This window comes from Novosphingobium sp. KACC 22771 (assembly GCF_028736195.1).
In the GTDB taxonomy this organism is placed as follows: domain Bacteria; phylum Pseudomonadota; class Alphaproteobacteria; order Sphingomonadales; family Sphingomonadaceae; genus Novosphingobium.
The window spans coordinates 197,955-219,184 of the sequence record NZ_CP117882.1; the positions used below are offsets into that span (position 1 = coordinate 197,955).

The 21,230-nt window shown below is 61.0% G+C and carries 16 protein-coding genes; 11 read left to right on the top strand and 5 right to left on the bottom strand.

The window, feature by feature from the left end; translation table 11 throughout:
• Window positions 1-57: 57 nt before the first annotated feature.
• Together PQ467_RS17940 and PQ467_RS17945 are read left to right on the top strand one after the other, a co-directional pair.
• A complete protein-coding gene (locus PQ467_RS17940; RefSeq protein ID WP_274176900.1) occupies window positions 58-1,173 on the top strand; it encodes an LLM class flavin-dependent oxidoreductase in 1,116 nt (371 codons plus the stop codon).
• Window positions 1,170-2,150 (top strand): nitrilase-related carbon-nitrogen hydrolase, encoded by a 981-nt coding sequence (locus PQ467_RS17945; RefSeq protein WP_274176901.1) that lies wholly within the window; start codon window positions 1,170-1,172, stop codon window positions 2,148-2,150. The genes PQ467_RS17940 and PQ467_RS17945 overlap by 4 nt, the downstream gene beginning before the upstream one ends.
• Here PQ467_RS17945 and PQ467_RS17950 read toward each other — a convergent pair.
• Genes PQ467_RS17950 through PQ467_RS17960 form a run of 3 tightly spaced genes read right to left on the bottom strand, consistent with a single transcriptional unit; the run spans window position 2,147 to window position 5,612 of the window.
• Window positions 2,147-3,220 (bottom strand): LLM class flavin-dependent oxidoreductase, encoded by a 1,074-nt coding sequence (locus tag PQ467_RS17950; RefSeq protein ID WP_274176902.1) that lies wholly within the window; start codon window positions 3,218-3,220, stop codon window positions 2,147-2,149. The genes PQ467_RS17945 and PQ467_RS17950 overlap by 4 nt on opposite strands.
• Window positions 3,217-4,605, bottom strand: coding sequence for an MFS transporter (locus PQ467_RS17955; protein WP_274176903.1), 1,389 nt, complete (start codon window positions 4,603-4,605; stop codon window positions 3,217-3,219). The genes PQ467_RS17950 and PQ467_RS17955 overlap by 4 nt, the downstream gene beginning before the upstream one ends.
• Window positions 4,606-4,637: 32 nt before the next feature.
• A complete protein-coding gene (locus PQ467_RS17960) occupies window positions 4,638-5,612 on the bottom strand; it encodes an alpha/beta fold hydrolase (protein ID WP_274176904.1) in 975 nt (324 codons plus the stop codon).
• A 508-nt stretch (window positions 5,613-6,120) separates the two neighbouring features.
• On the opposite strand from PQ467_RS17960, the gene PQ467_RS17965 reads away from it, so the two are divergent.
• A complete protein-coding gene (locus PQ467_RS17965) occupies window positions 6,121-8,733 on the top strand; it encodes a TonB-dependent receptor (protein WP_274176905.1) in 2,613 nt (870 codons plus the stop codon).
• A 118-nt stretch (window positions 8,734-8,851) separates the two neighbouring features.
• Here the strand turns inward: PQ467_RS17965 and PQ467_RS17970 are convergent, their stop codons facing one another.
• Together PQ467_RS17970 and PQ467_RS17975 are read right to left on the bottom strand one after the other, a co-directional pair.
• Window positions 8,852-9,964 (bottom strand): zinc-binding dehydrogenase, encoded by a 1,113-nt coding sequence (locus tag PQ467_RS17970; protein WP_274176906.1) that lies wholly within the window; start codon window positions 9,962-9,964, stop codon window positions 8,852-8,854.
• A 253-nt stretch (window positions 9,965-10,217) separates the two neighbouring features.
• Window positions 10,218-10,664: a hypothetical protein gene (locus PQ467_RS17975; RefSeq protein ID WP_274176907.1), complete on the bottom strand. Its 447-nt coding sequence runs from the start codon at window positions 10,662-10,664 to the stop codon at window positions 10,218-10,220.
• Here PQ467_RS17975 and PQ467_RS17980 point away from each other — a divergent pair.
• The 8 genes from PQ467_RS17980 (at window position 10,627) to PQ467_RS18015 (ending at window position 21,183) form a co-directional block, all read left to right on the top strand.
• Entirely contained in the window at window positions 10,627-12,495 is a 1,869-nt protein-coding gene (locus PQ467_RS17980) for a CHASE2 domain-containing protein (RefSeq protein WP_274176908.1), read from the top strand. The genes PQ467_RS17975 and PQ467_RS17980 overlap by 38 nt on opposite strands.
• Window positions 12,496-12,560: 65 nt before the next feature.
• Window positions 12,561-12,878 (top strand): hypothetical protein, encoded by a 318-nt coding sequence (locus PQ467_RS17985; RefSeq protein WP_274176909.1) that lies wholly within the window; start codon window positions 12,561-12,563, stop codon window positions 12,876-12,878.
• The gene (locus PQ467_RS17990; RefSeq protein ID WP_274176910.1) at window positions 12,875-14,830 is read left to right on the top strand and encodes a M48 family metalloprotease; all 1,956 of its coding nucleotides are present in this window, start codon (window positions 12,875-12,877) and stop codon (window positions 14,828-14,830) included. Before PQ467_RS17985 ends, PQ467_RS17990 begins: the two co-directional genes overlap by 4 nt.
• A 254-nt stretch (window positions 14,831-15,084) precedes the next feature.
• The gene (locus PQ467_RS17995; protein WP_274176911.1) at window positions 15,085-17,967 is read left to right on the top strand and encodes a glycoside hydrolase family 31 protein; all 2,883 of its coding nucleotides are present in this window, start codon (window positions 15,085-15,087) and stop codon (window positions 17,965-17,967) included.
• 425 nt (window positions 17,968-18,392) lie between these two features.
• Window positions 18,393-18,818 (top strand): DUF983 domain-containing protein, encoded by a 426-nt coding sequence (locus PQ467_RS18000; protein WP_274177253.1) that lies wholly within the window; start codon window positions 18,393-18,395, stop codon window positions 18,816-18,818.
• 1 nt (window position 18,819) lies between these two features.
• Window positions 18,820-19,158, top strand: coding sequence for a hypothetical protein (locus tag PQ467_RS18005; protein ID WP_274176912.1), 339 nt, complete (start codon window positions 18,820-18,822; stop codon window positions 19,156-19,158).
• 41 nt (window positions 19,159-19,199) lie between these two features.
• Complete coding sequence (locus PQ467_RS18010) at window positions 19,200-20,588, top strand: aminotransferase-like domain-containing protein (protein ID WP_274176913.1); 1,389 nt, start codon at window positions 19,200-19,202, stop codon at window positions 20,586-20,588.
• A 142-nt stretch (window positions 20,589-20,730) separates the two neighbouring features.
• Complete coding sequence (locus PQ467_RS18015) at window positions 20,731-21,183, top strand: hypothetical protein (RefSeq protein ID WP_274176914.1); 453 nt, start codon at window positions 20,731-20,733, stop codon at window positions 21,181-21,183.
• The last annotated feature ends 47 nt before the right edge of the window (window positions 21,184-21,230 follow it).

Sequence of the window (21,230 nt, forward strand, 5' to 3'; positions counted from 1 at the left end):
GATGGCGCATAGGATTTGCCCGATCTTCTGCGAGCATAAACGTTTAGGGGAAAAGACATGTCCACGCCCATCAGCAGCGATCTGGAAATCGTCGGCATTGTGAACCATCGCGCGGGCGGGGTCGGTGATCCGCCCTCGGCGCTGGATTTTGACCCTGATTTCATCCGCGATGTGGCGCAGGCTCAGGAAGCGGCGGGCTATGACCGCGTGCTGATCGCCAATGCGGCCACCATGCCCGAAAGCATGGCCATCGGCAGCTTCCTTGCGCCCCAGACCAGCCGCCTTGGCTTCATGATGGCGCATCGCCCCGGTTTCATCGCCCCGACCACGGCGGCGCGGCAATTGGCCACCATCGACCGGCTGAGCAAGGGCCGCGCGGGCGTCCATATCATCGTGGGCGCCGATGACCGCGAGGTGCAGGCCGATGGCGCGTTCAACACCAAGGAGCACCGCTATCGCGTGGCGGGCGAATATGTCGAGGTGATGCGCAAGATCTGGTCCTCGCCCGAACCCTTTGACCATCAGGGCGAGTTTTACAATGTGAAGGGCGCCCATGCGCTGGTGCGGCCCGAGAACGGGGCGATCCCCGTCTATTTTGGCGGTACGTCGGATCTTGCGCTGGATATGTGCGGGCAATGGGCCGACATCTATGCGCTGGGCGGCGATACATTTGCCGGGGCGGGCGCGCTGGCGGCGCGGGCGCATGCGGCGGCGGCGCGCCATGGGCGGGCTATCAAGGTGCTGATGACGATGGTCATCATCGTGGGCGAGACGGAAAGCGCGGCCCACGCTCGCGCGGCGGCGCTCTATGATCGCGTGATGGCCCAGATTGGTGCCGGTGCGCGCGGCATCATGGCCGCCCATGAAAAGGATGGCGACAAGCCCGCCGCCGGCGCTTTCCAGCGTATGGCCGAGCAGGCCAAGGAAGGCGACTGGCTCGACCGATGCCTGTGGACGGGGCTGAACAAGGCCTATGGCGGGCGCGGCAACAACAGCGTGCTGGTCGGCACGGCCGAGCAGGTCGCCGACAGTCTGATGGAATACCGCCGCCTTGGCATCACCCGCTTTTTGCTGCGCGGGCCGGATCAGATCAACGACGCGGCGATTATCGGCGGCAAGCTGGTGCCGATGCTGCGCCAGATGATCGCGGCGCAGGAAGCGGTGACGGCATGATCGCGCCCTATACGGCGGCGCTGTGCCGCCCGGCCACGCAGACTGTGTTTGGCGATGGCGGCGTCATGCCCGTTGCGCTGGCCGCCAATGTTGCGCTCTATTGCGATCTCATCGCGCGTGCGGCGGACGAGCATGGCGCGCGGCTGGTGGTCTTTCCGCAATTCTCGCTGACGCATTATGCGCCCTTGGGCACCGATGTGTGGCTGGATGCGGCGATCACTTTTCCCGGACCGCAAGCCGATGCGATAGGCGCGGCCTGTCGCAAGGCGGGCGTCTATGCGGTGGTGCAGACGGCGGAAAAGCATCCCGCCTTTCCGGGCCGCTATTTCCTCTCCAGCGCGATTTTCACGCCCGAAGGCGAGGTGGGGCTGGTCTATCGCAAGACCTATGCGATGTCTCTGCGCACCAGTCCCGGCGACGTGCTGGACCGCTTTATCGATGTGTTCGGCGCGGACGCGCTGTTTCCCGTGCTGCATACGCCCATCGGTACGCTGGCCACACTGATCGGGGCCGAGGTGCATTGGCCCGAGCCGGTGCGCGCGCTGGCGCTCAAAGGGGCCGAGGTGATCTGCAATCCGATCGCTGCTGTGCAATCCATCGATTATCTCAACCGCGCCGGAGCCGAGATTGTGCGTCCGGTGCGGGCGTTTGAAAATGCGGCCTATCTGGTGATGGCCAATTATGCCGATGGCGCGGTGGATAGCGCCGCCTATGATTTCAACGGTGGCAGCATCGCGCGCAAGGTGGATCAGACCTTCACGCTGGCCACCATCGACATTGCGGCCCTGCGCGCCTCGCGGGCGGGGCCGACGGCGGATTTTCTGGCGCAGATCCAGCCGGATCTGCATCGCGGCATGTATGATGCGCCGCTCTGGCCGGCCAATCTTTTTGCCGATGCCGCGCCATCGGGCTTTGACGCACTGATCCAGCAGGAAAGCGCCGTGCGCGCGCGGCTGGAGGCAAGCTGGGGGCGTTAAGCCCCCCGCTTCTCCAATGTCGTCCGGCGGCGCAGGGTTGGGGCGATCTCCGCTCCAATCCGCGCCGTATCGGCGATCCAGTCAAAGCCGGTGATGAGGAAATTGTCGATCCCCACGCGCCAATAGGCCATCAGCGCCTCAACCAGCGTGTCGGGCGAGCCGACAAGACAGGTCACCTGAAGCCGCCCCTGCGTTGCCTTGGTCAGCCCGGCCCACAGATGCGGATCGGCGCCATCGGCCTCGGCCTGGGCGGCCTTTTGCGCGGTATCCGCCGCCGCCGCGCCCAGATCCCGGCCCAGCAGGCCCAGCCTTGCCTGTTTCTCCTCCACCGCGCGCAGCAGGCCCGTCGCCCGGTCCCATGCGGCCTCGTCACTGTCGGCCACGACCAGCCGCATCGACATGGAAAAGCGCGGAGCGCGCCCATGCCTGGCCGCCTCGGCCTTGACGCGGGCCACCAACTCGCCCACTTGCGCCACGCTGCCCGGACCCAGCGCATAGACATCGGCCAGTTCCGCGCCATAGCGCAGGCCCAATTCCGATGTTCCCGCCCAGAAGACGGGGATTGAGCCGTTGACCGGATGCACCTCGGTAAAGGCGGCATCGCAGCGGTAATACTCGCCCGCATGGTCAAACGGCTGCGCCGCGCCCCACATCTGGCGCAGCAGGCCGACATATTCGCGGCTGCGATGATAGCGCTGATCCTTGGTCAGATAATCGCCATCGCAGCGCGTCTCGATGTCGGAAAAGGCGGTGATGATGTGGACGCCCGCCCGGCCATGGCTCAATTGATCCAGCGTGGCCAGTGCGCGGGCGGCCATGGTGGGGGCGATAAAGCCGGGGCGATGCGCCACCATCAGCTTGAGGCGCGTGGTAGCCGCCGCAACAAAGCTGGCATTGACCAGACTGTCGGCGGAACGCGCATTCTGGCCCACCAGCACCCGGTCAAACCCGGCGGCCTCATAGGCACGCGCGATTTCCGGGACAAAGCTTGCGTCATAGACCGGCGCTTCCGGGCTGGCTTCTGATCCGCGATAGGGCGAAATCAGGCCGACAATCTCAATCGCACTCACGCGCCTGCTCCTTCGAACTTTTCCTCGAGGCTGGCCGGATCGAGCCGGTAGCGCGACACCGCCATAACCCCGCCCAGCATCGCCAGCGCAGGCACCAGCCCCACGCACATGGCCACGGCCCGGATCGCATTCGCGCTCTGTGCCACAGGCCCGCCCATCGCCGACGAGACATAGCCCATGGCCGAGAGGAACGCCCCCATCGCCGCCAGCGCGGCAGCCGAGGAAAGCTTGTCCAGCAAGGTGGTGAAACCGGCAAACACGCCCTCGCGCCGCTCGCCGCTGCACAGATAGTCATAGCGCACCGCATCGGAAAGCATCGCATAGGCGCAAAGGATCGTGCCCCCGCCCGCAAGGCCCGTGCCCAGCGCGCGCACTGTGGTCAGCCATGCCGGATCGCCCGGCGCGGCCAGCAGCCAGGTCAGATTGACCAGCCCGTAAAGCGTCATCGCGCCCATATAGCCCGCCTTCTTGCCGATGATGGCGGTAAAGCGCACCCATGCCGGGATCGACGCGACCATGCCCACGGTCGAAAACAGGAAATAGCCCGAGATCCAGCCATCGCCCGCCTGCAACACATAGCGGCTGAAATAGGCCATGGCCGCGCTGCCGATGGCGGTGCCGAACAGCAGGAAGACATGGGTAATGGCCAGAATGCGGAAAGGCACATTGGCCCATGCCAGACGCGCCTGAGTGGCAAGATTGAACGGGCGGGGATTCGCCGGCGGAGCGGTGCGCGGAGCGCGGGCCAGCAGACGCACCGCCGCCAGCGTGGCAATCAGCACCAGCGCCCCGATCACCGTCGCCATGGCCAGATGCGCCCCGCGCCCTGCGCCCATGCGCGACAGAATCAACCCCGGAACCGTGGTGCCGATCAGCGTGCCGATGGCATTGCCGTAAACGCGCCATGCCATCAGCCTTGTCCGCTCATGATGATCGGACGAGCTTTCCACCACCATGGCAAAGCCGGGGATGGTGAGCAGCGTATAGCCGCTGGCATGGATGATCAGGGCCAGCGTGACAAAGATCTGTGCCAGCAGCACCGAGCCGAAATCGGGCGCGCCAAACAGCATCATCACGCCCAGCGGCATCGCTATCCCCCCTGCCAGCAGAAAGGGCAGGCGCCGACCCCAGCGTGTGCGCGCCCGGTCGGACAGAGCGCCCACCGCCGGATCCAGGAAGCCGTCATAGATCTTGACCAGCGCAAAGATCAGTCCCGCCGTGCCCGCCGAAATGGCGAGGCTGTCGGTCATGAAACGCAGGCCCAGCACCGTGACGACATTCTGTGCGGCGGCATGGGCCACCGGCACCAGCGTTGAGCCAAAGCGTATCGCCCAGACGTTTGCGGGCCTGTCGGGGGCGGGATTGTTATTATCGGCCGGTGCCATCTGGCCCCTCCTTTATAGATTGCGGGGCGTGTTCAGGGCTGGCGCGGCGTAACCCGTGCAAGGAAGCCATCCAGATCGCGGCCCGTTTCATCGGGCAGTTCAAGCATCGGGTAATGGCCGACATCGGGGTAATGGATCATCGTGACCTGCGCGTTGGCGAATTGCTTGACCGCCTTGTCCGCCAGATAGGTGGGCAGCACGATGTCGCGGTCGCCCCATTGCAGCAGGATCGGCACCTTGACCTGTGCGGCCTCGCTGCCCGCGCCCTTCTTCCACAGCGATTTCTTGTTGGCCTGATAATAGGCGCGCACGCGGGCAAAGCCGCCGGGCAGATTGTTGGTGTCGTAATACCAATCCACCGTTTCAGGCTTCAGCCGGGCCGGGACGCCGTAGAGCGAGCTGAGCATCCAGCGATAGTAGAACTTGGGGTAGTAATTGGGCACGACATTTTCATGCAGCCAGATCGTGCCGGTTTCGATCGCCGAGACATGGGTGGTCGGCGGGGCTTCAAGCGGCAGGGTCGAAAGCGCCAGCGCGGTCACTTTTTCGGGATGAGCGGCGGTATAAAGCACTGAGAGCGTGGCTCCGCTCGACGATCCCACAATGGCGAATTTGTCGAGATGCTCCTGTTCGACAAAGGCCTCAATCAGCTTCATCACGCCCGCCAGACCCATGGAGGGATTGGGATCCTTGCTGAGGCCATAGGGCGGCCAATCGAGGCGGATCACCCGGTAATGGGTTTTCAGCCGATCGGCCCATGCATCCCAGATCCGCAGGTTCGACATGGAGGAGTGGAGCATCAGCACCACCGGGCCTTGCCCTTCATCGCGCACATGCAGGGTCACATCGCCCACCTTGACGAATTTCGACGGGGCATCGGCCCAGCGCGCCTTCACATCATCATAGGATGGGTTGAACAGGCCGGCCCGCATCAGCGCGAGAGTCGCAACAAACAGCACAAGCAGCACCAGCAGGGCCGATCCGGCCCACTTCACGATCTTGGACATTGCCCCGTCTTTCTCGCCAAATATTTATTTATGGACAGCAGCCTATGCGGGGCATCGCGCCCGGCGAGGGACATTCAGGCAATGGCCGATAGGCGGATAGGGCGGATGGTTTCCCGATGGCGTCATGCGCCGAAAAAGCAAATTCTATGAAGTGCTTGTATCATGCTCTGCGGTATCTCGGCCTCTATTGGTACGGCTGCACCAAGAGTCAAAATCCGACAGGCGAATAGAGCCTATTTCGCGCCTGCCAACAGTCACAGTTAAGGCAAGCTTCATCTCAACCGAGAGTCAGCAGGCACTTTTGGGGCAAGGGGAAATAGATCAATTGGCCGTTTCGGGCCGGTGTTTGTTGCGCGGTCCGGTTTTTAGGATCGCGCGGTCAAACTGTGTCGCTCCTTACCCATCATGCTTGGCCATTTTGGTTAGACGAACAAAATAACAGAACAATGACAATTTGCAGGAAATGTAAAAATACAAATTTCGGCAAAAACTTAAGTGTGAGGGAAGAATGAAGAAATCCATTTCGAAAATCGCGGCTGGATATTCCGGATCCATGGTGGCCATGCTGGTCGCGCTCAGCTTCTCCGCCCCCGCACAGGCCGCCGAGCCTGCGGCACCGGCAGCCGTCGAGGATGCAGGCGCGATCACGGTAACGGCGCGTAAGCGTGAGGAAAACCTGCTCACCGTTCCCTTGGCCATTCGCGCGATGAGCCCTCAGGAAATCAGCCAGCGCGGCATTGTGTCGGTGACCGATCTGGTCGATGCCACCCCCGGCATCAACGTTTCGTCGAACAATTCGGGCCGCAACGACCGTTCGTTCCAGCAGATTTCGATGCGTGGTTTCACCCCGTCGACGACCGACTCGACGCTGACGGCATCCTTCATTGACGGCGTGCCTGTGTCTTCGGCCTCGGCGATGAACGCGATCACAGATCCGGCACGTGTCGAAGTGCTCAAGGGTTCGCAGAACGCCTATTTCGGCCGTAACGCCTTTGCCGGCGCGATCAATGTGGTGAACAAGCTTCCCGCCGATCATTTTCAGGGCAGCTTCAGCGCTTCGGCCTTCAGCCGCAAGGGCTATGACATTCAGGGTTCGATCGAATCCCCGATCATCCAGGATGTCCTTGGCGTCCGCGTGACGGGCCGCGTGCTGCAAAAGGGCGGCTCCTACGTCAATGGTGCCAATGCCAATGAACGTCTGGGCGACCAGCAGACCCGCACCGGCACCGTGATGATCGTGCTCAAGCCGACCACCGGCCTGACGATCAAGGCTTTTGGCCTTTACAGCGAAGATCACGACGGTCCTTCGGCGCAGGGCATGATCTCGGCTTACGAAATCCGCTCGAACAATGGTGCGCTCAACATTCCGGCGAAAAGCGGCAGCTCGGCCGGTACGCTGCTGGTCGCCAACCAGTCCAACTGCACGCTTTCCGGCCTGACTTTCGGTCGTTCGGACACCGAGGCGCGCACATCCAACCCGTTCATCTGCGGCGCGGCGCCCGCCTTGGCAATGGGCCCGGCCCAGAACACCTATGTCAGCCCCGCCATGGCGGCCGCGCTGGCCAATGGCGCCTATCGTCCCGTCAGCGCCGCCGATGGTGTTCAGGGCTATGGCATGAAGCGTAAGTACAAGCATGCCCATATCAATCTCGACTATGACATCGGCCATGGCTTCACGTTCTCGTCGATGACCGGCTTTAACGACGAAATGTTCTCGGAAATGTCCGAACTGGACAATTACGACAGTTCGTCGCTGCTTCCCGCCACGGCCGCCACCCCCACCAACGGTTTGCTGCCGTTCTACAACTTCCCCTTCGTGATCGAGCGCACCAACCGCGACTTCTCGCAGGAAGTGCGCGTCGCCTTTGACAACAAGGGACCGTTCAACGCGATGATCGGCGCCAACTACCTGTGGACCAAGGCCTATCGCGACCTGTTCAACGTCGGCGCCGAAGCGCTTGGCGCCACCCGCCCGGCCAGCACCATGTCTTCGCCGCAGCAGGTGCGCACCACCGGCATCTTCGGCAGCGCCAGCTATGATGTGACCAGCCAGTTCACCATCAACCTTGAAGGCCGTTACCAGTCCGACAAGGTTTATCTGTTCGGTGGCGGTGCAGGCGCTGTGGTCAGCCCCGACTCTTCGGCCACCACGGGTATCCCGGCGGGCACCTATGCGCCTATGACGCCCTATTATTCCAAGAGCTTCAATAACTTCATGCCGCGCGCCATCTTGAATTACAAGATCACGCCCGACATCATGGCCTATGCTTCGTGGTCCAAGGCGGCGAACGTTTCGGTTGCCTCGTTCAACGGTCGCCTGTTCTCGGGCACGGCTGCGGAAATCGCGGCGTTGCAGAGCATTGACGTTCAGGCATTCACCCGCCCGGAAAAGCTCACCACGTTTGAAATCGGCGTGAAGGGTAAGCTGTTTAACCGCAAGCTGACGTTTGCACTGGCGGCCTTCAACAGCGAATGGACTGACCAGTATAACTCGCGTTCGATCTTCGTCGTCAACGGCCTGACATCTACCACAGTTACCGGCCTTGCCAACTCGGGGCGCTCGTTGATCCGGGGGCTCGAACTGGACATGACCGCAACGCCTACGCGCTTCTTTACCCTGAATATGTCGGGCGCGATCAATGATACGAACATCCGTTCTTTCGCGGATCCCTCGATTTCGCGTTCGACCGGCGTGTTCGGCAACGGCTATGTCGGCAAGAGCCTGCCGCTGACCTCGCGCTACTCGTTCTCGATCAGCCCGCAGTTCAACGGCAGCATCCCCGGCCGCGACAATTCGACCTGGTTTGCCCGTGCCGATCTGAACTACAAGTCGAAGCAGTTCCTCGACGCAGCCAACTACACCTGGATCAAGGACCGTACGGTTGTAAACGCCCGTATCGGCGTCAATCTGGACAAGATTGGCCTCGAACTGTTCGCCACCAACCTGTTCAACAACAGGAGCTACACCTCAATTCAGCAGAACGTCGTCCAGACGCCGACTTCTCAAATCGGGGTTCCGAGGCCGGACGCCATTGCTCTGGCCGGCGGTCCGTTCAGCTATCTGATTGTCGGCCTGCCCGAACTGCGTACCGTCGGCATCAAGGCCTCGGTCAAGTTCTGATAGAACGATCAAGAACGAAGGAGGGGCTGGATGAAAATCCGGCCCCTTTTTTGTTGCGGTCAAGCCCCACCATCGGTGTCGTTTGCGGCGGGACGATGGTTGATGCAGTAAGCTGGCCTCAAGGCGCAGAGGGCAGGATCAGATATTTGCTGCCGGTTGCGCGCTTCGTGTAATCTTCGACGGCCTCGCGGGTCAGGGCGGCCGAAAGCGACAATTCTCCCTTGTAGCGGCAGGCAAAGGTGGTGGTCAGTTCGGCCGCCACGCGGGCATGCATACGCGCTCTCGCTTCGGGGCCAAGCCGCTCCATCACTGGGGTCAGCAGCCAGCCCGACACATCCCACACAAAGCCCAGCGAGCGTGGCAGCGTAATCGGCGCAGTATCCAGAGCGCCATAGACATAGCCCCGCTTGGCCTGGGTTGAACCATAGCGCGAATAGGCGCTGTCGGCGCTTGCCACTTTTTCCATCGCCGCAAGGATCGTGCCCAGCAAGGGCCCGCCGCCGATGGCATCGAAAGCCACCCGCGCCCCGGTTTCGCTCAGCGCCTGAGCCAGTTCCTCGGGGAAAGCGGGGTTAGTGCTGTCGAGCACATAGTGAGCACCAAGGCCGCGCAGCAGCGCAACTTGAGCGGGGCTGCGCACGATGTTGACCAGACCAATGCCATCGGCCAGGCAGAGCTTGACCAGCATTTGCCCCAGATTGGAGGCGGCGGCGGTGTGGACCATCGCCGACATACCGTCGGCGCGCATGGTTTCAATGAAACTCAGCGCTGTCAAAGGGTTGACGAAGGCTGCGGCGCCATCGCGGGCGGATACGCCCTCGGGCAGTACCATGCAGTTGGCCGCAGGGATAACGCGATATTGGCTGTACATCGCACCCGCAAGGGCAGCCACGCGGCGGCCCACCAGCGCCTGCGCGCCCGAACCGGCGGCGATAACCAGCCCGGCGCCTTCGTTGCCGATGCCAAGTGGCTGCCCGATGCGACTGGCCAGCGATGTCATCGCGGCAGGGGGCACCGGGGCGCAAACCCGGCCTTTGTCATAACTGGCCTGCGCGGTCAGGGCGGGGCCGAACATCAGGCCGAGGTCCGATGGGTTGATCGGCGCCGCTTCAACCTGCACCACCACATCGTCCGGGCCCGGCGTGGGCAGCGGCTGTTCGATCACCTCGATCACCATCCTTGCGTCTTCGCGCAAAGTGGTGACCAGCGCGCGGGTGGTGGAGGGCTGCATCGAATAACTCCCAAGAAGACGGTGAGGCAAAGGATTTAGCACGACTGCCCTGCATGATGGCATCGGAATTTATTGGCTGGTTGGATGCGGTATTCCAGCATTGCGGCGATCAGGATAGATCCGAAAAGATCATAAGATTATGAAATAATTAAAAATATGGGAAAGTGTCGCGGGCGTCCGGTGCTATGCCAAGGCCACGCCGTTGGCGTCTTGCCCAGTGGTCAGGAGGGTCCGTCAAGGCGGTTCGACCATTTCAAACTTTATCACAAGGGTTCGGTGCATTCTGGCTCGAAGGCGGAAATTTAACCGGATAAGTACATAGTACGCGAATTTTGGCAAAAGCGTTATGTTTCAATAATGTATCAAGAATCCATAATTCAATGTTGCGATAATTCTGAGGAATCGTGCGAAGAAATCCCGAAAGTTGCCCGATTGTGGCGCTATCAGTGTAAAGAGCTTCGAATCTATATTCATAAATATAACATAATGCTTCTCTGTCATGAGTAGACAGTTTTGCGATTACCGATATATTAAGCATGATTTTAAGCGCAGAGGCGGGGGCACGACGCGCGATGGGGCAAAGATCGGCTTTACGGAATTTCTCCCAATCGGCCTGGTCGAGGCGGTATGCACTGTTGCCGCCGATCGGAACAACGGATCTCTTGAAGGCCACCCTCAAAGCCGCGGCCGAAGCGCTCATCATTCTGTTCATCGCTCTCCTCAACCCCTTCGAAATCGCGAAATGGGGTGACGATCACAGCCACGAAATATGGGAGCGTTTGGCGGCGCAGGAATATGCGGAACTGGCCGGAAAGCGCCATGGCGCGCCACCTGATGCAGGTGAGGGCCGGAACGCCATTACGGTTCTGTATTACGACGATGCCTCCATCGCCCGCCTCGGAAAAAAATTGCCCCTTTCGGCTTTTGACCTTGCCGATACGATGGATGATGTCGTGGCTCTGGCGGGCAGGGAAAAGCCCAAGGCGTTGTTTATTGACCTGCTGCTGACCAATGCAGCGGTGGAGGCATCCGGTCTATCCGTTCTTGATGCGATCAAAACCCCTGAAACCAGGGCGAAATGCGCCACGCGCACCGGCAGCGACCTTTCCCCCTTCCGCTGTCTCGTGCTGCGCATCGCAGAACTGACGCAATATGATCAATGGTCCACCGACCAGAACTGTCAGGACAGTGTCCCTGCGAAAATAGCCTGCATTCAGGCCCATCATGGCATACCGATCTTTCTGGCCGATCCGCGCATCGGATCGAGGAATGCAGATGATCCGCTGGCTCTGGCGGTGCCATCTCCGGCGCTTGATGCGCTGGATACGATCGCGGCGGCGTTGCCGGTGGATATAGCCCCGCATGAATATCCTTTGGTCACGCTGCAAGGTGCTGAAGCGCGCAAGCAGCATCGCTACCGGTTATATCCTGCGGCCGCCCTTTACGCGGTGTGGTGCGGATTGCCGACCGCCGCCGCCCGGGTGCAACAGGCCACCGGTCCCTGTCGACAAAGACCGGTTTTGGATGACGAGGATGCACGTTTCAATTGGTCCGAGCGCTTCGATGCCCCGCTCGATATCGATTGGGCCGCGGGCCCGAAATTATCCGGAGCCCTCAAGGATCGACCGGAAAGACTGCTTGTCGAGCGCGATAAAGAGCCCTGCGCCCATGCCGATCCGAGCCTTGGCGCGATGTCATGGCAATTCTTTCGTATGCTCACGGCGGGGATCGGCAAGCCGGAGCCCAAGCCTTGCATTTACACACGCGCATTCCCCAACGACATAACGCAGACCGCCGGTTTTAGCGCGCAGGACGGGCGGAAAATCTTCGGCGGCAAACTGGTATTGATCGGTTCGCAATTCGCCGACAGCAACGATGTTTTGAAAACCGCACCTTTGGGCAACCTTCCCGGTGTCTATTTCCATGCCATGGCGCTCGACAATCTGATCGAGAGGGGAGAAAATTATTCGCGCGTCCCCGCCAAAATTGCGGATTTTCTTTCCATGTCGCGGACGGATCTGTTCAATTTCGTGGTGATGTTCGTCATCGCCTTCATCCTTGCCGTCGCGGTGCAATGGCTCAAACATCTTCATGAACATTACCGGATCCACCGCAATGGGGGGCAAAACCTGTCCGGCAGACATGCACAGGCCGGGCCGGAAACGCTCGGCGGCCTGCTTGTTGCCCGCCTGCTGGTGGTTTTTCTCGCTATTCTGATTGTCTTTATCGCGGCCCGCTTTTTCATCGGGATTTCCGGGGCCCAAGCTTCCGATTTAACGGGGTGGGTGCCTGCCAGTTTCAATATCATGGGCGTGGTCATGATCGTCGCCATGGGCGTATGCGACCTTCTGATTACCGCCCTTGAACCTGTTTTCGAGGAAATCGGCCAGCGTTTTTCCACACAACGTCTTTTCCGCGCCGCCCAACTCGTGGCCAGCGGGCAGCCGCTTGAGCCTGCGCAACAGGGAAAGCCCAGAAAACCACGCACAAGAAAACCCACCGGCAACAGCAATCAGGGAGACCTTGGATGAACCCCAAATGGCTTGTTCCACTCGGCGCCGTCATGCTTATCGCCGCAACGGGCGATGGACCGCGTGTGACCGAATTCCTGCGCGATATGGTCAGCGTTTACGACAAGGACGGCAATTTTCATGGCCGGGAGCCGAAATGGTCTGTGCCAAAGGGCGGCATCCCCGTGGTCGGCCCCGCCCGGCCGGGATATGTCGGGATCGAGCACGGCGGCCAACTGGTTTACCTGCGCATGGCCGAAGTGCAGACCGAGGGGATGCAGGGGCCCTGTTTGCAAGTCAGCAAATCAGGCAGCGCACCGGAGCGTCCCCATTTCGCCGCCGGTGGCGGCATTGGGGCAGGCGTAGGATCGGGCGGTCAGGTTTGTGTGGCCGAAAGCAAATGAGGGCTCTGTCCACCAGAGCTGCCTTGGCCGGTTGCCAGGCGCTGGCACTCTCGCTCGCGGTATCGGCCCCGCTCAAGGCGCAATGCCTTCCCGGTATAAGTTGCGGCTTTTCCGTCAAGGGAAAGAACAAACAGCCCTATCTGGGCAGCGAAGTGACCAATGAGACCTTGGCCAAAGCCGATGCTGAAAGCTCCACCGCGCAGATCAATGGTCGGTCGCTTGACTCGGTCTCGGTCAATCGCGGCGCTTTTTCAGGCACCGGCATCGCCATGCCCGAAACGGAGCGACAGCTTAGCGCCGTGCTGAAGCGTCTGCGCGATGCGTGGCCCTTGCGCGCACCGCCCGCCATGACGATCCGCATGATCGGCTCCAGCAGTTACGGCCCAGCATCGCATCCCGACAATGTGATCGTCATTCCGCTGGGCCTTATCATGCATGCCCAAACCGACGATGAGGTGGCCTGGGTCATTGCGCATGAGTTCAACCACATCGCGCTCGGCCATTTTACCCACAATGCCAAATTGGCGGCGGCCAAGAGCAGCATTGACAAGCTGGCAGACTGCGCCCGTCTGGGACTTGCCCTTGCCGATATGCGATTTACCAAGGCGGGCAATCAGATCAACGTGTCGCAGGCCAATGACCCGCAGGTTCTGGCCCTGTCCACGCAGGTCTGGGCCAAGGGCAATCTTACCCGCGACGTATTCGGCTATTTCGATCAGGGACTGGCCCGGAGGCTGGAGGATCAGGCCGACGCCGGGGGCGTGGACCTTGCCCTGCTGGCCCAATATTCCTCTGACGGTTATGGCACAGCGCTGCACTTCCTCCAGCAGGATGAGGAGCGGCAGAAGAGTTGGACCAAGCAGTTCGGCGATCAGTTTGGCGGTTACATGAAACTGGCAAGCGGGCAGGCTCTGGCCAATCTGGCCTCGGGCCAGAATGGCGGGAATGTTTTCTCGGGCTTCCTGAATGGCATGGTCAAAAATGCCGAAGCGCTGTTTCTGCAAAAACTCGGCAAAGCGTTAATGGCCGATCACCGTCCCGCCAAACAACGCCTCAAAGGTCTGGGCAAATATATGGACAAGGCCCATGCTGACGTGCCCCCGGTTGACACAACGCATGCATGGATTGACGCGCTGCGAGCCAGTGCGGAGTATAGGGAAGCGGCCGTGGCCGTAAACGCTGTGGACGCCGCGCGTCTGGCGATCCCTGCCGCACCTTGCGATATCAAGCAGCCCGACTGCGTTGCCCAGATCAACGTCGGAGCAGCCAAGGCGATAGAACTGCTCAGGCCCGCGCTTTCCACAAGATACAAGACCACCCCGCTTGTCGCCAACACTCTGGCTTATCTCTCCTTTGCCACGGGGAAAAATGCCGAGGCCGACAGGCTTTACGATATGGCCGAACTCAGCGGCACAACCCCGCCCGCGCCGCCCTCTTCCCCCATGAAGAACAACCGGCGCGTCAAAGCTGCCCCGCCTGCGGTCGTGCCGCCGCCCGTATCGGCGCCTGCGGGCGGAGACACGTATTTGCAGCAAAGCCTGATCGGCTTTTCTGAACATGTCGATCTTTTGATAAGGATGAAGAATTATCCCAAGGCCTTGAAAGTCATTGCCACGGCCAAGTCACGCTTCCACGATGATGACAAATTCCTTCCCGCCATGGTCACGATTTACATGCAGACCAAGAATGTCAAAAGCATCGCAGAAACTTTGGCCCGCTGTCAGAAGACCGAGGACGAAACCACCCGTCAGGCCTGCACCTTTGCTTTTATGAATCCCGAGCAGCAAGACCTGTATGACAAGCTGGCTCCGGCCGATCAAAGCACGATCGACAAGGCGCTTTCCAGCGCCGGCGCCTCGGTCCGGACGGGTTCGGTCTGTGGCCTGCCCAGCGCCGAGCAGCTTGATGCCCAACAGAAGGCGGCTGACAAAGACAATGAGGAGACCTCTTGAGCGTATAGCGCTATCATCTTCGTTAAGGTGAAGCAAAGAGCCAGAAGCGCAGACACGCGGCATTCGCGCAGTTTGGGGCGACCAATCCTGTCTTTCTGGGTCAAGTGCCGCACACTGCCATCGCCGATGACCAGTGAATCTTGACAGCAGGAATGTTAGCGTTACCGTAGCGAGACAATAGAGATAAGAGGCTATGCGCTATGGGAACGGATGTTGGCAGGCTTCGGCGGGGCTCCGTCTGGATTCCAGCGCTGATGATGGCTTTTGCGGCAAACCTGCCGGCACAGGCACAATCCCCGACGGCAAGCGGCCTTGATGCGCATGGGCATCTGCTGGACGTGAAAGTGGAAGCAGGAGATGCCTTTGCCTATAGGCTGCTCAGCCATGGCGTGCAGATCCACTTGCACGGACTGACCAAGAACATCCTCTTCTATGGTCCCGATACGGTACGGGTGAACGCCAATCTCGGCCGGAACTACTGGACAGCGCCCAGCCTGGTCGTGGTGAAACCTCCCGCATCGCAGCCCTTCTCGGTCGCCGAAAATGCCGACACGCTGACCATCGCCAGCCCCCGCTTGCGTATCGAGGTCAGCAAGGCCACCGGCGCGCTGCGTTTCATGGACGCCAACGGCAAGCTCTATACCGCCGAGAATGCCGCCGCGCCCGAGACTGTCAAACCCATTACCGTCGAGGGAACCCCCAGCTATGAGGCCACCAACCGCCTGACCCTGCAAGGCGACGAGGCGATCTATGGCTTTGGCTTTACCGCCGATGATCGCTCCAACCGGCGCGGCAGCGACCTTTTGCTGGTACAGACCAATGTGGGGATCATCATTCCGGTGATGATGTCCTCGCGCCGCTATGGCATCCTGTGGGACACCTATTCCCAGATGCGGTTCAAGGATGACGCGGGCGGCGCATCACTCTGGGCCGAAAGCGCGCCGGGCGGGGTCGATTACTATTTCATGGGCGGAAATACGCCCGACGATGTCGTGGCCGCCTATCGCCGTTTGACCGGCGATGCGCCGATGGTGCCCAAACAGATGCTGGGCCTGTTCATGTCCAAGGAGCGCTATAAAACGCAGGCGCAATTGCTCGACATCGCCCGGACCTTTCGCAAGGAACGCTTTCCGCTCGATACGATCGTGCAGGACTGGCAATATTGGGGCAGCGCCAAGGACGGCAGCTGGAGCGGGATGACGTGGGACAAGACCCGCTATCCCGACCCCGAGGGCATGACACGCCAATTGCACGCCATGCATATGAAACTGATGGTGTCGATCTGGCCCTCGGTGGGCGATGACACGGCGCTGGCGCATGAGCTGGACGCGCAGCATTTGCGCTTTGCCCCGCTGCACTGGATTTCGAAGCACGCGCGGGTTTACGACGCCTACAGCCCCATCGCCCGCCAGATCTATTTCAAACACATCAAATCGGGCCTGCTGGACAAGGGTGTCGATGCGCTGTGGATGGATGGCACCGAGGTCGAGGTTGCCAGCGCCATGTGGAATGTGGCCGACAACATCCGCGACACCAAGGCGCTGGGGTCGAACGCGCTGGGTGATTTCACGCGGTACCTCAACCCCTATTCGCTGATGACCACACAGGGCACCTATGATGGCCAGCGCGCCACCAGCAACAAGCGCGTGTTTACTCTTACTCGCTCCGCCTGGGCCGGGGCGCAGCGCACGGCTGCCGCATCATGGAGCGGCGACATTTTTGCCAGCTGGAAAACGCTGAAACAGCAGGTGGCGGGCGGGATCAACGTCACCGTCACCGGCAATCCCTATTGGACGCAGGACACGGGCGGCTTCTTCGTCTCGGAATTTCCAGGCGGCGAGCAGCACGCAAGCTGGCGCGAACTCTATGCCCGCTGGCTGCAATTTGCCGCCTTCAACCCGCTGATGCGCATCCACGGCACCGATGTCGAGCGCGAGCCATGGCGCTTCAAAACGCTCGACCCGCAGGTGTATCAATCCCTGCTCAAGAGTACGCAGCTGCGCTATCGCCTGATGCCCTATATCTACGGCCTTGCCTGGAATGTCACCCATGCGGGCGGCACGATGATGCGCCCGATGATGATGGATTTTCCCGATGACCGTGCGCTGGACACCATCGACGATCAGTTCATGTTCGGCCCATCGCTGCTGGTCCACCCGGTCACGCGCGCGATGGTCCATATCCAGCCGCCCCCGCCCGCCACGGTTCCTGCCGAAGCGCTGACCACGCCGGACGGCAAACCGGGCCTTGCCGTCCAGTATTATGAGGGCGAGAATTTCGAAACGCCCAAGGGCACTGCCATCGACGTCAGACTGGACCACACTTGGCCCGATCCGCCGCTGGCCGAGATTCCGGGCGGGCTTTCCGGACTCAACCATTTCTCCGCCCGCTGGACCGGGACGCTTACCGCGCCGGAGGCGGGCAGCTATGAACTGGGGCTGGAGGGCGATGATGGCTATCGCCTGACGCTGGATGGCGAGACGGTGATCAGCCGCTGGGGTAAGGGCACCCTACGCTATGCCGGCAAACGCATCACGCTGGCCAAGGGGCAGCGGGTGAGAATCAGCATTGATTACTTCAACGGCGATGGCAATCGCGGGCTGCGCCTCGCCTGGCGCCGCCCCAGCGATGGCAGCGGCGAGGTGACGGGGCCTGCGGATTTCAATGTCACCACCACGCTGCCCAAAGGTGCGGACTGGTACGATTTCTGGAGCGGGCAACGCCTGCGGGGCGGCGAAAGGATAACACGTCCGGCTCCGCTCGATCTGGTCCCGCTCTATGTGCGGGCCGGGTCGATCCTGCCCATGGGGCCGGTGCTGCAATATGCCACCCAGAAGCCCGACGCTCCGCTGGACATCCGCATCTATCCCGGCGCGGACGCCCGCTTCACGCTCTATGACGATGACGGCGAAACCTATGCCTATGAGAAGGGGCAGCGCGCCACCACTGAATTGATCTGGCATGACCGCACCCGTACGCTGACCATCGGCGCAAGGCAGGGAGCTTTTCCCGGCATGGTAAAAAGGCGGATTTTGAATGTTGCGGTGATCGGCCCTAACCCTGCGGGACGCGCGGTGACGCTCCCGCTGCTGAGGCATGTTCGATATTCAGGGAAGAAGCTGTCCATTCGCCTGTGATCCGGTCCTATTCCCTTGTTTTGAATCAAGGGATTGTGTCCTGAGGAAATTGCGAGAGGTCTGATTCCATTCCCGCTGTGAGGCATAATGGCAGGACCCATGCTCCATGCGGCGGGGAAGGGTTGCCTTGGCGCGTGTCGCGGTTGACGAGTAGGCCTCGATGGAAATTTGAAGACAATCAGCAGCAGCGATGCCAATCGGGCAGACTGGGCCGCGCATTCGGCAACGGACCGAGTTGTGTCGGTTTCTTCAGGCGGGGCTGCGCGGCCCCGCCGTATAAGCCCTGAACCGCTTTTGCGCCGTGCAGCAGCATATATTCATCGAGATGGTGGTGATTTGTCTTTTTAACGTATGGATTATTGCATGCTTTATGCATGCATGATAGAGGGGGTGCAGAATCAGTGCTCCTTCAAGGGATCGGCCCGATGAAACCCGCAAGTCTGATTGGAAATAAGGGAAAATGGATTTTCCGTTGCGGCATAAAGGGCTGTTGCCCGAATTGCGGCAAGGCATCCATGTTCAAGCGCTGGCTAAAGCTGCAGGACCGCTGCCCCAATTGCGGTCTGAATTATAACTTTGCCGCGCCGGACGATGGCCCGGCGTTCTTTTCGCTCTGCATCGTGGCCTTCCCTCTGTCCTTTTTTGTTGTCTGGCTTCAGGTGGCTTTTGACCCGCCCTACTGGGTGCATCTGATCACATCGCTTCCGCTGATGATGCTCGGCTGCATCTTGCCATTGCCCTATATCAAAGGGTGGTTGGTCGCCTCGGCCTATGTCAATCACGCGCAGGAGGCAGGCACGGAAAAGCTCTGGGCCGAACTGCACGCCCGCGCCGAAGACAAGGTTGATTGACATGCGCACGCAGTATGCGGACCGTACGGCGGCGGGCAGCAATGCATTAAGTTTGGCCGCTCATCTGGTCGCAACAGTGTATGACGCGATGAACAGGCCGGATCTTGCCGCCATGATCCGCGCCGGTCAGGCAGAGGGTTTTCCCGAGATCGCCGAGGCGGCTACTCTGCTGTTCCATGAAACGGCCCGGATTGGCCGCTATGAATCGGCGCTGCGGCAATATGCCGATCCCGGCCTGTGGGACGACACGACGCCGGGCGGCATGCTCGCGCTGCATGATGGCGGGGAAATGGCGAGGAACGTGCTTGCAGGCCGGCCCGTTTTCAATCATCGGGACTGAAGATCCATGCAAAATGCCTGCAAAAGGGCCGGAGCCTGACCATGACCGACTGGACGCCTGACATTAACGCGGCGAGCGGCCCGAAATATCTGGCGATTGCGCAATCTCTGGCCGATGCGATCGAGGCGGGCGTTCTGGCGCCCGGTGACCGATTGCCGCCGCAAAGGGCGCTGGCCGACCTGCTTGGCCTCGATCTGACCACTGTAACCCGCGCCTATGGAGAGGCCCAAAGGCTCGGCCTGATCGAAGGCAGCGGCCGCCGTGGCAGCTATGTGAAGGCTCGGGACAAAGTGACCCCGTCGATTTTCGCTGACGATCCCGGCGATACCGGGATGAACGCCCCGCCCGAAGGCTTTGGCGGCACGCTTGCTCAGGCTTTTCGCGACAGTGTGTCCGGTTTGCTCGGGGCCGACATGGCCGCAGCGCCCTTCCAGTACCAGCGCAGCGGCGGGGCGCCATCGGCGCGCAGGGCCGGAGCCGAACTGCTCACGGCGCGCGGTATCTCTTGCAGCGAGGACACGGTGCTGTTGGCGGCTGGCGGTCAGAATGCGCTGCATGCCATCTTCAGCGCCCAGTTCAAGTCTGGAGACAGGCTGGCGGTCTGCGCCCATGCCTATCCCGGATTGCTCGCGCTGGCCCGCCGGTTTGGTGTGGCGTTGCAGGTCATCGCCTCGGATGCCGATGGCATGGATCCCGCGGGATTGAACAGCGCTTGCGCGGGCGGCGGGGTGAGGGGCGTTTACCTCGTCCCGACGAATGATAACCCGACGACCGTCACCATGCCCGATGTCCGCAGGCGGGCGATCGCCGACGTGATTGAAAAGCACGGTCTGTTGCTGATTGAGGACGATGCCTATGGCTGGCTGCCAGACCATCCTCTGCCCCCGATCACTTCCTATGTGCCCGACCAAAGCTGGCACATTGCGAGCGTTTCGAAAGTCCTGACCCCGGGCCTGCGCGTGGCGTGGCTGCGTGCGCCCGATGTTGCCGGCGCGTGGCGACTGGCCGCCGATATGCATGAAACCGCCATCATGGCGCCGCCGCTCAACGCCGCCGTGGTCACGGACTGGATCAGGCGCGGGCTGTTCCACAAGCTGATTGACGAGGTGCGCTTCGAGGCGCGTCTGCGGCAGGAGATCGTGCGGGAATGCCTCTCGCCGGGCAGCTATTGCGCGCAGGACTATGGCTATCACCTGTGGGTTGAGGTGCCGCAGGATCTGGATGCCCGCCACGTTTGCGATGCGCTGCGCCATCATGGCCTGCCCGCGATCCCCGGTGATGCGTTCGCGGCCGAAAAATCATCGATCAGGCCCGCCGCCATGCGGGTTTCGGTTGGTGGAGCCATAGGGCGCGATCCATTGCGGCGTGGTCTCAACCTGTTGGCTGCCCTGATTGGCCCCCAGGCTCCGCGCAAGATCAATCTGGTCTGACGATCTGGGCCATTATGCCTGAATATTGGAGGCTGAGGTGATGACTTTCAGCCTTGTCGAAACATGATTTTGTTAGGACATCGTGATGGATTGGGCTCCTGTAATATTGCTGGTTGTAAAGGGCAGCGTCATTGGCACTGCCATGTTCTTTGCCGTCAAATGGCATTACGATCAGGACCGAAACAATGAAGGCGCCGGCGCGCAATGGACCAGCGAATTGCGCATCTTTGCCACGATGCTGGTCGCCCTCACCCTATCCTTGATCGGGATTGTGTACGCCGGATGCTGGGGCGACAGGGCCGTGGGCGGATGGGGCGGCGCCTTGGCTTTCCTGCTCACGCTTGCGGTGTTTCTGGTGTCAAAGCCGACCGCGGAGATCGACCTGTACGATCGCCTTGGCCAAGCGCTTGATGAAGAAGGCGGCCGGCCCATCGAGGCCTTGAAACACGCGATCGAGCCTTTGCGTGAGGCGTTACTCCGCAGGAGGGATTCCCTGCTGCGCGAAAAGATCTATTTCAGCATCGCGGTGACCATGAGCGCGCTTGCGTGGGCCTATGGGAATGTCGCCGCCGGCTGGTTCAGTTTCGTGCGTTGAAGGCATTGTAACCCTGTGGCGAAAATCGCCTTCAACGCAAAGGAGAG